This is a genomic window from Enterobacter cloacae complex sp. Mu1197 (genome assembly GCF_040059225.1).
In the GTDB taxonomy this organism is placed as follows: Bacteria; Pseudomonadota; Gammaproteobacteria; order Enterobacterales; family Enterobacteriaceae; genus Enterobacter; species Enterobacter quasiroggenkampii.
The window spans coordinates 3781954-3794870 of sequence record NZ_CP157375.1; the positions used below are offsets into that span (position 1 = coordinate 3781954).

At 55.6% G+C, this 12917-nt stretch carries 12 protein-coding genes; 3 read left to right on the forward strand and 9 right to left on the reverse strand.

Going from position 1 to position 12917, the window contains the following annotated elements:
- Positions 1-32 precede the first annotated feature (32 nt).
- The 9 genes from recC to rppH form a co-directional block, all read right to left on the reverse strand.
- Positions 33-3407 (reverse strand): exodeoxyribonuclease V subunit gamma, encoded by a 3375-nt coding sequence (gene recC / locus ABFV38_RS17700; protein WP_348957664.1) that lies wholly within the window; start codon positions 3405-3407, stop codon positions 33-35.
- Between the two features lie 12 nt (positions 3408-3419).
- Positions 3420-3743: a prepilin-type N-terminal cleavage/methylation domain-containing protein gene (locus ABFV38_RS17705; protein ID WP_045909886.1), complete on the reverse strand. Its 324-nt coding sequence runs from the start codon at positions 3741-3743 to the stop codon at positions 3420-3422.
- The gene (locus tag ABFV38_RS17710; protein ID WP_348957665.1) at positions 3728-4129 is read right to left on the reverse strand and encodes a DUF2509 family protein; all 402 of its coding nucleotides are present in this window, start codon (positions 4127-4129) and stop codon (positions 3728-3730) included. Before ABFV38_RS17710 ends, ABFV38_RS17705 begins: the two co-directional genes overlap by 16 nt.
- Entirely contained in the window at positions 4126-4686 is a 561-nt protein-coding gene (locus ABFV38_RS17715) for a prepilin peptidase-dependent protein (RefSeq protein WP_333487651.1), read from the reverse strand. The genes ABFV38_RS17710 and ABFV38_RS17715 overlap by 4 nt, the downstream gene beginning before the upstream one ends.
- Positions 4680-5141, reverse strand: coding sequence for a prepilin peptidase-dependent protein (locus ABFV38_RS17720; RefSeq protein ID WP_348959432.1), 462 nt, complete (start codon positions 5139-5141; stop codon positions 4680-4682). Before ABFV38_RS17720 ends, ABFV38_RS17715 begins: the two co-directional genes overlap by 7 nt.
- Positions 5142-5325: 184 nt before the next feature.
- The gene (gene thyA, locus ABFV38_RS17725; protein ID WP_048224703.1) at positions 5326-6120 is read right to left on the reverse strand and encodes a thymidylate synthase; all 795 of its coding nucleotides are present in this window, start codon (positions 6118-6120) and stop codon (positions 5326-5328) included.
- Between the two features lie 6 nt (positions 6121-6126).
- Positions 6127-7002 (reverse strand): prolipoprotein diacylglyceryl transferase, encoded by an 876-nt coding sequence (gene lgt / locus ABFV38_RS17730; protein WP_048224706.1) that lies wholly within the window; start codon positions 7000-7002, stop codon positions 6127-6129.
- 204 nt (positions 7003-7206) lie between these two features.
- Complete coding sequence (gene ptsP / locus ABFV38_RS17735) at positions 7207-9453, reverse strand: phosphoenolpyruvate--protein phosphotransferase (RefSeq protein WP_032643187.1); 2247 nt, start codon at positions 9451-9453, stop codon at positions 7207-7209.
- Between the two features lie 12 nt (positions 9454-9465).
- The gene (gene rppH / locus ABFV38_RS17740) at positions 9466-9996 is read right to left on the reverse strand and encodes an RNA pyrophosphohydrolase (protein WP_013098553.1); all 531 of its coding nucleotides are present in this window, start codon (positions 9994-9996) and stop codon (positions 9466-9468) included.
- A 683-nt stretch (positions 9997-10679) separates the two neighbouring features.
- Between rppH and mutH the strand changes: the two genes are divergently transcribed.
- The 3 genes from mutH (at position 10680) to ABFV38_RS17755 (ending at position 12891) form a co-directional block, all read left to right on the forward strand.
- Positions 10680-11372, forward strand: a complete 693-nt coding sequence (mutH, locus tag ABFV38_RS17745) for a DNA mismatch repair endonuclease MutH (protein WP_348957666.1) — start codon at positions 10680-10682, stop codon at positions 11370-11372.
- 128 nt (positions 11373-11500) lie between these two features.
- Positions 11501-11719, forward strand: coding sequence for a YgdI/YgdR family lipoprotein (locus ABFV38_RS17750; protein WP_008499668.1), 219 nt, complete (start codon positions 11501-11503; stop codon positions 11717-11719).
- 131 nt (positions 11720-11850) lie between these two features.
- Positions 11851-12891, forward strand: a complete 1041-nt coding sequence (locus tag ABFV38_RS17755) for an NADP(H)-dependent aldo-keto reductase (RefSeq protein ID WP_023309049.1) — start codon at positions 11851-11853, stop codon at positions 12889-12891.
- The last annotated feature ends 26 nt before the right edge of the window (positions 12892-12917 follow it).

The window sequence follows — 12917 nt, forward strand, 5'->3', positions numbered from 1 at the left end:
ACACCCTTATCTGCGCAATTTTTATACAGCGCTCAGGACTGATTAAATTTAAACAACGGCAGCAGGTAGCGCTGCGCCTCTTCCGTGATAGCCTCCAGGTATTCTGGCTCGAGCGTTCGCCACAAACGCTGATACCAGACATCATCCCCTTCGCCCCGCACCATCATGTTTCCTTCGTAGGCCTGCATAAATTTGCTGCGTGCTTTCTGCAGCGAAGCCTCATCCGTTAACATCGCATCATTCTGCGCGTCATAACAGGCTTTTATCCAGGCGCCGCCACTTTCCGGCAGTAACAGGAGCGGTTTGTTCATTCCCTGGCGGTAGCCCTCAATGTACAAAGAGAGATACCCTAACGCCTGCTCGGCTTCCATCGGCGGGAAGCGCCACTCGCCCTCTTTGCGCACGAAAATCCGGCTTTCGCCTTTATGCCCACCCGCACTGTAGACAAGATGTTCGAGCCAGAGTTGCAAACCCTGAGAAACGCTGAGCATAGAGGGCCGCCAGCGCAGCAGCCCATCCGGCTGAACCTGGGTTAACCAGCCCGTGAGCTGTACCCCGTTGCAGTCGAGATCGATTTCAATGCTTTTGCCTGGCTGTCGGCACGCTCGTACGCGCTCTGCCAGGGCGGTCATCTCCTGACACTGCGCCTCCCAGACGATCTCCCCAAACGCTCCGTAGGGCAGCTGACCTGCAGCACGGTAGCGGCGGTAAAGTTTGTCGGCATCCTCCTCTTCAACCAGCGCGTTCAGCAGCTGCAGATTTAACTGATAGCGCTCCAGACCTTCCAGCGTAAACGGCTCTGCCTCAGGAATTTCGCTCTCTTCAGAGCGGAAGTTGACCTGCAGTCGTTGCTGGAAAAAGGCGCGCACCGGATGCGCCCAAAACCGCTGAAGCTGCTCGAAGGTCAGAGTGTCGATAGGGCGCGGGTCAAGTTCCTGAATGAAATCGCTATGCGCATTCCCCTCCTTTTTCGCCGCCGGCAACCACTCAAGGGCGTAGCTCTGGCGCTCGCTGGCAATATAGTTCACCGGGTCAAACGGCATGCGGCTGTGGAAACAGGTGATATGGGCTTTCACCCTCTGCTCGCTCTCATCACAGTTGCGCTCCTCATCTCCCGGCAGGTAGTGGCTCTGGCCGATATAGTCCACCAGCTCCTGCACCAGTACGGAGGGGAAACGCTCGCTGTTGTCCTGAATGGAACGACCGATATAGCTGATATAGAGCTTACTCTGCGCGGAAATGAGCGCTTCCAGGAAGAGGTAGCGGTCATCATCACGGCGGCTACGATCGCCCCGTTTTGGGTTTGCGCTCATCAAATCGAACCCCAGCGGCGGCAGCGCGCGCGGATACACACCGTCGTTCATGCCAAGCAGGCAGACCACCCTGAACGGGATAGAACGCATGGGCATCAGGGTGCAGATATTGACAGGACCCGCCAGGAAACGCTGGCTGATTCGCTCCTGGTCAAGCCGCTGCGTCAGCTCATCCCGCAACAGCGAGAGCGGGATGGCCTCGTGGTAATGAGAATTCACGCCTTCGTCGATGATAGCCTGCCACTGGGTTTCAATGAGCGCCATCGCCGCTTCGGTGTCATTGTCCGGCAGGAAGAAATCATTGAGTAACGCTCTGCAGACCGGGAGCCATTCTTCAAGTGGACGCGGCTGCAACAGCGCATATCGCCAGCGGTTAAGCTGCATTAATAGCGATGCTAAATGCCCCACCAGTTCAGCAATTAACCCGCTGGACTCATCGTAAGGCAGCACCTCATTCCACTCGCCCTGGCTGCTTTCCATGGCATAGCCCAACAGCATACGCGTCAGGCCAAATCGCCAGGTGTGCTGCCCGGTAGGGGGAAGCTCGAATTCCTGAACGTTATCGTCATCGATCCCCCAGCGTACGCCAGACTCGTTAACCCACTGACGAAGGTAGCGCAGGCCCTCTTCATTGATGTTGAAGCGTGCAGCCAGCACGGGAACATCCAGCAACGCCAGGACATCTTCGGAGATAAACCGGCTATCCGGCAGTGACAGGAGAGTGATAAACGCCTGCAATACCGGATGCGACTGGCGGGCACGACGGTCAGATATCGCGTAAGGCAGGTATCGCTCGCCCGTCGCACTGCCAAAAACGGCCTGAATAAAGGGACTGTAGCTGTCGATATCCGCCACCATCACCACGATATCGCGTGGCGTCAGGTCGGGATCTTCCTGCAGCATCGCCAGCAGCTGGTCGTGAAGCACTTCGACCTCACGCTGCGGGCTGTGACAAACGTGGATCGTGACGCTGCGATCGTCAGGATCGAGTTTTCGCTTATTGTCGCTGCGTTCGAACTCGTTCGCCGTCACGCCCATGACGGCACGGTTTTCCAGATCCAGAATATCTAGCTGGATATTATGCAGCAGGCTGTCCGGGGCGATCTCAACAAAGGCATCCACGTCACCTTCGCCTGAGGAAGTGATGTCTGAAAGCATGTGGATGTAGTCACGCCCCAGCTTCCCCCATGAGGCAAGCAGCGGATTGGGCAGGTTCTGAATACCGTCTTCATCGAAAAGCTGCCCGGCAGTCGTGCCGTCTTTAAACAGCGGGATGGATCGTTCTTCAAAAAGGCGTTTTCGTTGGCGGGTCACCAGCCGCGCCAGCCAGCGTTCGTCGAGGATATCCCCCCAGTACTGTCGGCAAGGGTTGGTAAACAAAATATGGATATCAATATGTTTACCCAGCGCATTCAACGCTTTCAGATAGACAGGGGGCAATGCGGATATTCCGCAGATAAACACGCGTGACGGCAGTCGGGCCGGGCGCTCCGACGCATTTTCAAGTATCGAGATAAACCGATCGTAGAGATTGGCACGGTGCCACTTAGGCTGGCCCAGTTTCTCCGTATGCTCTACCAGCGCTTTCCACAGCGGGGCCTGCCATATTTGCGCCTCCGGCAGGCCTTCAACCAACTCGCCCGCTTCCCAACGAATTAACCAGTCAGAGCGATAAACAAGGTATTGGTCGTAGAGATCGGCGGTGCGCGACGCCAGCTGGAACAGCTTACGCTTGTCGGTATCGTCATTGAGGTAGTGACGCAGCATGGCAAATTCATCGTGCTGCAGCATTTCCGGCAGCAGCGCCATCAGCTTCCAGCTCATGGCCTGCTTGTTGAACGCGCTCTGCTCGGGGATATCCGGCAACACGCGGACAAACATCTCCCAGATAAAGCTCGCAGGCAGCGGAAAATCAATATTCGCGGCAATGCCAAACTTGCGGGAAAGCGACATTTGCAGCCACTGTGCCATACCGGTGCTCTGCACCAGCACCATTTCAGGCTCAAAAGGATCGTCAAGCCGCTCGCGCTCAACGATAAACTCCATCAGTGCTTCCAGCACATCCAGACGATTTGAGTGGTAGACCCTTAACATAGACGCTCCCGACTACTGGCTAACCGGGCAATGCAGACGCGTTAACTCACCGCGCCGCCCCAGAGGAGAAATAAGTGTAACCGTGATGCTGACACATCCTGCGAGCGTTGTCTGCCCCCGACGGGCCTGCCAGCCTGCAGGAAGAACATTTGTTGAGAGCTGAGACTGGTTCCAGGCATGGTGCCAGAGCTGGCGATACTGATTAAATGCGGTGAACCGCGCCGCCAGTGCCCGGTGATACCCCGACAGTGCGGTCACGACCACCACCAGTAGCATCATCGCCAGCAGGACCTCAACCATGCTAAATCCTTTTTCTCTGCTCACGGCAGCTGACATAACGCGCTCTCCTTAAGGGGACAAAAATCGCTCCAGCCGTGAGGCGAAAAGCGAACGTTCCCGTCGACGATCTCTCCTGCACGCCAGAGCAGCAGGTCGTTGCCGCTGGCTATCAGTAGTAAACGCGCCTCACTCAGTTGACGCAAACACACTCGCCATGTCGATGTCGTTTTGCACTGGATTTGTAGCTCTGGCGCCCAGCGCTGAACACGTCCCCACTCAAGCGCGGACTGCGCCGTCGCCTGCTGCTGAAGCGAGCGGCTCTCACCGCCAACGAGCGCACTGAACGTTGTGACCTGCTGATTGAGCCCCGTCAGGATCAGGGTACCGAGCACCAGTAAAAGCAGAACCAGCGCCAGCGAAGACATCCCGCGTTGACGGCTCACAGGTTATACCCCGTGACCGTATACAACGCCTGCCAGGGTTCCCCTTTATCGCCTTTACGCCTCGCGGCCAGTTCGATCTTCAGCTCTGGCGCAAAACCGGCATGTTCTACTTTCCTCACGACAAAATGCGCGATCGCAAGCCTGTCCGGGTCCGTGAGCTTTTCCCACCCTTTTCCTTCACACGACGTCGCGCCACGCAGGGTTTCCAGCGCCCCCGATTCCAGACGAAAACCGGTGCTGTCATTTTCTGATGCGCTGCTATCCCAGCGACCGTTACTGTTGGCATCCCACCGCACAATGATGCAGCTCCCCTGCCTGCCGATCGCCAGCGCCTGTCCCTGGCAATTTCCCGCGCAGTACCCCGCACGCTGAAGCTGTTTGCCGAGTGCGAACAGGTGTTGCCAGACCTCTTCTTCCAGCTCTCGCTGGCCGGATTGCAGTAATACGGCCCGCTGTAGCCCGGGTAAAAAACGCGATGCGCTTATCAGCAAAAGGCTGCTCATCGCCGTGGCAATCAGCACTTCTGTCAGTGAGAAACCGCGCTGCCTCATCAACATGAACCTCCCTCAGAGATCTGACACATCCTGATGCGTCCTCCATTTGAGACCATAATCAACCATTCTCCAGCGCGGCTTTGAATGCGTATCCGCCCCGCCCATGCCGTATCCCGTAGTCCATAGAACCCGAGGGACGGCGTGACCTCACCGATCGTGACCTCAGGCCAGAGTGGAATCAGCACAAAGGGACTGTCCTTCTCACAGCCTTGCACGGCAGAGCTCGCCAGACAGTGCCGGTCCCCCGTCCGCTGACGGGTAATTTGATGGTCGCGGTTGTGGCGGTTGGCATGGTTGCGCAGAAACAGCAGGTAATCTCGCACCTGGCTGGCGGTTTGCCACAGCCGCTGCTGCCGTTGCCAGCTGTCCCAGCCGTACAGACCGGAGGCGCTAAGGATGACGACAAGCGAAACGGCGACCAGCGTTTCGATAAGCGTAAAACCGTTCTCTTTTTTCATACCGGGAGTGTGGCGAAGCGCCGTGGACATGACGAGTATCGGATCCTCGTTTTACGAGACGTCATCCGGAGAAGTGGGAGAGTTGCAGCGCGTTGCAGGCTTTCTGGATAACGCTTCGGGAAACGGGAGAAAGGCGAAAAAAAACCGGCGCTAAACAGCACCGGTTGTGTCAGGCTTTACCGCATCAGATCGCGACGGGCGCTTTGATGCCCGGGTGCGGGTCGTAGCCCTCAATCTCGAAATCATCAAAGCGGTAGTCGAATATTGATGCCGGTTTGCGTTTGATAATCAGCTTCGGCAGCGCACGCGGTTCGCGGGTCAGCTGGAGATGCGTCTGTTCCATATGGTTGCTGTAGAGATGGGTATCCCCACCGGTCCAGACGAAATCGCCCACTTCCAGGTCACACTGCTGCGCCATCATGTGAACTAACAGCGCATAGCTGGCAATGTTAAACGGCAGGCCGAGGAACACGTCACAGGAGCGCTGATAGAGCTGGCAGGAGAGCTTTCCATCCGCCACATAGAACTGGAAGAACGCGTGGCACGGTGCCAGCGCCATTTTATCCAGCTCGCCGACGTTCCAGGCGGAAACGATGATGCGGCGCGAGTCCGGATCGTTTTTCAGCTGGTTCATCACGGTGGTGATCTGGTCAATATGGCGGCCATCAGGCGTGGGCCATGCGCGCCACTGCTTGCCGTAAACCGGGCCCAGATTGCCGTTTTCGTCTGCCCATTCGTCCCAGATTGAGACGTTATTGTCGTGCAGATACGCAACGTTAGTATCGCCTTGCAGGAACCAGAGCAGTTCATGAATGATCGAGCGCAGATGGCAGCGCTTTGTCGTCACCAGCGGGAAACCTTCTTGCAGGTTGAAGCGCATCTGGTGGCCAAAAATGGAGAGCGTACCGGTGCCGGTGCGGTCGTTTTTCGGCGTGCCCTCATCGAGCACTTTTTTCATCAGTTCAAGATACTGTTTCATGGTTCCTCAGGAAATCTGTTGCTGTGGACGACGACGATACGCCCAAATCATCATAATGGCACCCGCGACAATCATCGGAATGGAGAGGATCTGCCCCATGCTGATGTACTGTACCCACTCGCCGGTAAACTGTGCGTCCGGCTGGCGGAAGAATTCGACGATGATGCGGAATGCACCGTAGCCAATCAGGAACAGGCCGGAGACAGCTCCCATCGGGCGCGGTTTGCGGATAAACAGGTTGAGGATGATAAACAGCACCACGCCTTCCAGCGCCAGCTCGTACAGCTGAGACATATGGCGCGGCAGCACGCCGTAGGTATCGAAAATGGACTGCCACTCAGGATGCGACGGCAGCAGCGCCATGTCTTCCGCGCGCGAGCCCGGGAACAGCATGGTAAAGGAAACGCTCGGGTCGACGCGGCCCCACAGCTCACCGTTGATGAAGTTGCCCAGACGGCCTGCCCCGAGACCAAACGGGATCAGCGGCGCGATAAAATCGGACACCTGGAAGAAGTTGCGTTTGGTGCGTTTGGCAAAAATCACCATCACCAGGATCACCCCAATCAGGCCGCCGTGGAAGGACATGCCGCCGTCCCAGACGCGGAACAGATAGAGCGGATCGTTCAGGAATACCGGGAAGTTATAGAACAGCACATACCCAATACGGCCACCGAGGAATACGCCGAGGAAGCCCGCATACAGCAGGTTTTCAACTTCGTTTTTGGTCCAGCCGCTGCCAGGACGGCTGGCGCGACGGCCAGCGAGCCACATGGCAAAAATAAAGCCCACCAGGTACATCAGACCGTACCAGTGAAGCGAAACAGGTCCTACTGAGAAAATAACCGGATCAAACTCCGGAAAATGCAGATAACCACTGTTCATCTGTCACCACAAGATGTTGTTATTCCGCTGAAAGTGGACAGCGGTAGAAATGCGATTCTGCCGTAAGCAGAGGCTCCAAAGTTGCGAATCATAGCATAAGGCGGGCGCGGAGGATGCGCCAGAGATGTAAAAGATGTGTATAGGGTTTTATGTACGCTGGTGCCCTCACCTCGCCCCTCTCCCTGTGGGAGAGGGAGAAAGGCTTTAGCGGCCGCCGCGGATCAGACCACCCATACCGCGTCGTTCCATAAACGCCGCGACCTGATGACGGACCTCCGCTGCCAGCTGCGCCTCAAGGCTGCGTTCTGCTAGCTCGCGGGCATCATCGATGTCGATATGCCGCAACAGGTATTTCACGCGAGCAACAGCGCGACCGTTCATCGACAGATGGCGGTATCCCAGACCAATCAGGATCGCAACGCACATGGAATCCCCGGCCATTTCACCGCACAGGCGTAAATCAATGCCGTACTGCTCCGCTTCTCGGGCAATCATCGCTAAGGCGCGAATAATCGCCGGATGCAGGCTATCGTAGATACTGGCGACGCGGGTATTGTTACGGTCGACGGCCAGAATATATTGCGTCAGGTCATTGGTGCCGACCGAGATAAAATCAACGCGGTTTGCCAGCTGCGGCAGCATAAAGACCATGGAGGGCACTTCAAGCATGACCCCAATCCGCGGTTTCGGGATCGCATAGCCGATCATCTCTTCCACTTCACGGCCAGCACGTTCGATCAGTCGCCGGGACTCGTCGATCTCATCAATGCTGGTGACCATCGGCAGTAAGATGCTGAGATTGCCCGTCGCCGCGTTGGCGCGCAGCATCGCGCGCACCTGGATCAGGAAGATCTCTGGCTGATCGAGCGTAATGCGGATCCCACGCCAGCCCAGGCACGGGTTTTCTTCGCTGATCGGCATATAGGGCAGTTGTTTATCCGCCCCGACGTCCAGGGTTCGCAGGGTGACAGGTTTGTCGTTAAACATCTGCAGCATCCCCTGATACTGCGCCACCTGCTCCTCTTCAGAGGGGAAACCGCTCTGCAGCATGAACGGGATTTCTGTTCGGTACAGGCCAATGCCGTCGATGCGGCTGCCCAACTTCTCTTCGTGCTCGGGGCTTAAACCGGCATTGAGCATGACTTTGATCCGCTCACCGCTCTTAAGCTGGGCGGGCAGGTTAACGTCATCTTCCGCCAGCTTGCTTAATTCATTCTCTTCGCTGATAAGACGCTGGTATTCCTGGAGCAGAACCGGCTCAGGATCGACCAGCAGCTCACCGCGATAGCCGTCGACCACCAGCGTACGTCGGTGCAGCACCGACGGCTGAATGTCCGCCCCCATAACGGTAGGGATGCCCAGCGCGCGCACCATAATAGCGGCGTGTGAGTTGGCGGCACCATCGCGCACCACCACACCGGCCAGTCTGTCCTGCGGCAGTTCAGCCAGCGTCGTTGCCGAGAGTTCGTCGGCGACCAGAACAAACCGTTTTGGCCAGGCATTCGGGCCCTGAATGGTGTCATCAAGATGGAACAGCAGGCGCTGCCCCAGAGCGCGCAGATCCCCTGCCCGCTCTTTCAGGTAACCGTCGGTCAGCGCCGCAAACTGGTCGGCAAATTTTTCGATGACCTTCTTAACCGCCCACTCTGCGACCGAGCCTTTATCCACTTCCGCAAAAAGCTCACGGCGCAGGCGCGCATCGGAGAGCAGGTGCGAATAGAGGTCGAATATGGCCGCCGTCTCTTTTTGCGCGCCTGCAGCAAAACGCTTGCTGTAACGACGAAATTCATTCGCCGCCTCTTCCAGCGCGGCGGTGAGACGCTCGCGCTCAAGCGCTTCATCAAGCGTTGAGGCTTCGTAAACCTGCTCCATTAACGGCAGCGTGGCGTCCATCCAGCCTTCAGCAATCGCCACACCTGGCGATGCCGGAAGGGCACGAATGCGCGTATGGCGATACTGACCAAAGAGCGCGGCAAGCTGAGACTGAGAGAGGATCGCCGCCATCTGCGTGGCCAGCGTGACGAGGAAAGACTCCTCGCTTTCGTCGTACTGACGTAGCTCACGCTGCTGGACAACCAGCACGCCGAGCAACTGGCGACGCTGGATAATCGGCACGCCAAGGAAAGCGCGGAAGCGCTCTTCTTTTACGGAGGGGATGTATTTAAAGCTGGGGTGTTTTTGCGCGTCAGCAAGGTTAATGGGTTCAGCCAGTCGCCCAACCAGACCCACGATACCTTCATCAAATGCGAGCGTAACGGTGCGTCCACGTGGTTTTTTCAAACCACGGGTCGCCATCAGGTAATAGCAGCGCCGATCGTGGTCGGCCAGATACACCGAACAGACCTCGGTCTCCATCGCAAGACAGATGTCGGTGACCAGTATATTCAACGCCTCGTTCAGACGCGGCGCGCTGGCCACCTTCTCGACTATTTCTCGCAAGCGGGTGAGCATGATTTGCGTAGCTTAACCTCTTTTACGTCGCCAGGCAGGTGCGCTCTGCGGCTTAGGCGGGATCTCCTGAAGCTGCATCACCACACTTGCAAACTCTTTCATCACCCTACGGTAAACATCGCGCTTAAATGACACGACCTGACGAACAGGATACCAATAGCTCACCCAGCGCCAGCCATCAAACTCCGGCGTACTGCTGGTTTGCATATTGATGTCTGAATCGTTGCCCACCAACTGCAACAGAAACCACTTCTGTTTCTGGCCGATACAAACCGGCTTTGTGTCCCAACGCACCAAACGTTTCGGTAACTTGTAACGCAACCAGTTGCGGGTCGAAGCCAGGATGCGAACATCTTTTCGGCTCAAACCGACCTCTTCAAAAAGCTCCCGGTACATCGCTTGTTCTGGGGACTCTCCCGGATTGATCCCGCCTTGCGGGAACTGCCAGGAGTGTTGACCATATCGACGGGCCCACATCACCTGGCCCTGACGATTACAAATTACTATTCCTACGTTCGGGCGGTAGCCATCGTCATCAATCACCGGACTACCCCAAACTAAACCTTATATATGAATGATTGTTTCACACTACAGGGAGGCGGTAAACCACTCTCTTACAGGCCTGCAACCTAATAACAATTGAATAACTCACAAATAAGTGCTGAGTTATAAACAGATGAGCGACATTGAAGGGAATTTTATTCACCTTTTCTGTGGATATAGTTGTGAAGAAGTGTCTGATTACCGATGAACAACCTCAACGACCGCCGCACACCCTCTTTTGCTCGCATTCATTAAAATGATTATATTCATATAGTTAGATGCATTTACGTAAACAAAAAACTGAATAGCGTGACGATCGTCACACCAGGGATCGTCGTGCTGATGAAAGATCGAACAGCGTCGGTTTTATCCACAGATTGTGCCAATAAGTTAGTCACAATTTGTGTGAAAATTCGATTTTCATCGCACGTCAAGGCTGTAAATGGAAACAGTAGTCAGGGTTATGCCCAGTTATCCCATTTTTCTGTGGATAACATGGTGTAAGATCCTGTTCATTGTCAGTGACCAGATTTGAACAACCGCTTTTTCCGCCCATGCGAAACGATTTCATACCAATAAAAAAACATATAAATCATAGAGATGTCATATTGGTACAGAAAAAGTTAAACTCTATCCACAGGGGACAATTTCTTCGTTTATTTTTTAATCAAAAGGTTACCGTCATGCATCCGCTTACACCCTTGAGCTCACCACCGTCCAGCGAGAGCCAGTTGCTACTGCAGGCACAGCGTCTGGCCGGTTTTTCGCTTGGCGAGCTGGCAGCAATGGCCAGGCTTCCGATCCCGAAGGATCTGAAACGGGATAAAGGCTGGATCGGCATGCTGCTGGAGCTGTGGCTGGGTGCCAGCGCAGGGAGCAAACCTGAGCAAGATTTTGCAGCCCTTGGCGTGGAGCTAAAAACCATTCCTGTAGACCGCCAGGGCAAGCCGCTTGAGACCACCTTTGTCTGCGTTGCGCCATTAACCGGCAATACCGGCGTAACGTGGGAAACCAGCCACGTTCGTCACAAGCTAAAGCGCGTATTGTGGGTACCGGTTGAGGGTGAACGTCAGATTCCCCTGGCCGACCGTCGCGTTGGCGCGCCGCTGCTCTGGAGCCCGGACGAGAATGAGGAGCATCAGCTGCGTCTGGACTGGGAAGAGCTGATGGACATGATTGTTCTTGGGCAGGTTGAGCGCATCACCGCCCGACACGGAGAGGTATTACAGCTGCGCCCAAAAGCCGCCAACAGTAAAGCCCTTACCGAGGCGATCGGCGCGCAGGGTGAGCCGATACTGACGTTGCCGCGCGGTTTTTATCTCAAAAAGAATTTCACCGGCGCACTACTCGCACGTCATTTCCTGTTGAAAACATAGTTTTTTACTTATTTTGAGAGCTCTCAAACATAATCGACTGCTTTTTAAGATTTTACCGCTTCCTCAAGTCGCCATATCGGGTTAATACTAGATTATGATTTGATGCAAGCCAGATGAGGACGATAACGATGAAAAAATGGGCAGTATTAGTGTCAGCAGTCGGTTTAGCGTTTGCCGTATCGGGCTGTAGCAGCGATTACGTCATGGCGACAAAAGATGGTCGAATGATCCTGACCGACGGTAAACCCGAAGTCGACGATGATACCGGTCTGGTCAGCTACCGCGACCAGGAAGGCAATAAAATGCAGATCAATCGCGACGAAGTATCGCAAATTATCGAGCGATAATCAGAGAGAGGTCAGTCGCTTGCTGGCCTTTTTGATTTTTTTCTTCCCCTTTTGCTTCCCCTCTGCCATGTTTATATTCCTTTGTCGGGTACGCCCTGACGCGGTTTATATGTCTACTGAGGAAGCCGGCTATGCATTATCACCGTATCCCCCACAGCGCTCTGGAAATTAGCCAACTGGGGTTGGGCACGATGACATTTGGTGAACAAAACAGCGAAGCCGATGCCCATGCACAACTCGATTATGCCGTCAGCCAGGGCATTAACCTGATTGATGTCGCAGAGATGTACCCTGTTCCGCCACGTCCTGAGACGCAGGGACTTACCGAAACCTACGTCGGTAACTGGCTGGCAAAACGCGGCAACCGTGAAAAGCTGGTGATTGCCTCCAAAGTCAGCGGCCCCGCGCGCAACAACGATACCGGGATCCGCCCGAACCAGATCCTCGATCGCAAAAATATCCGCGCCGCGCTGGACGCCAGCCTCAAGCGCCTGCAAACCGACTATCTCGACCTGTACCAGGTACACTGGCCGCAGCGGCCAACCAACTGCTTTGGCAAGCTCGGGTACAGCTGGAATGAGAGCGCCCCCGCGGTGACGCTGCTGGAAACACTGGAAGCGCTGACCGAATGCCAGCGTGCGGGAAAAATCCGCTACATTGGCGTGTCTAACGAAACGGCCTTTGGGGTCATGCGCTATCTGCACCTGGCGGATAAGCACGATCTGCCGCGTATCGTGACTATTCAGAACCCGTACAGCCTGCTTAACCGCAGCTATGAAGTGGGTCTGGCCGAAGTGACGCAGTATGAAGAAGTGGAACTGCTTGCTTACTCCTGTCTCGGCTTCGGCACCCTGACGGGGAAATACCTGAACGGCGCGAAACCGGCCGGGGCGCGTAACACCCTCTTTAGCCGCTTTACCCGCTACAGCGGCGAGCAGACGCAGAAAGCCGTTGCCGCTTATGTGGATATCGCGAAGCGTCACGGTCTTGACCCTGCGCAGATGGCGCTGGCCTTCGTGCGTCGTCAGCCGTTTGTTGCCAGTACCCTGCTGGGCGCAACCACGATGGAACAGCTGAAAACCAATATTGAGAGTTTCCACCTGAACCTGAGTGAAGAGGTGTTAGCGGAGATTGAAGCGGTGCATCAGGTTTATACTTATCCTGCACCATAGCCTGACGCTTTTGCCCGGTGGCGCGA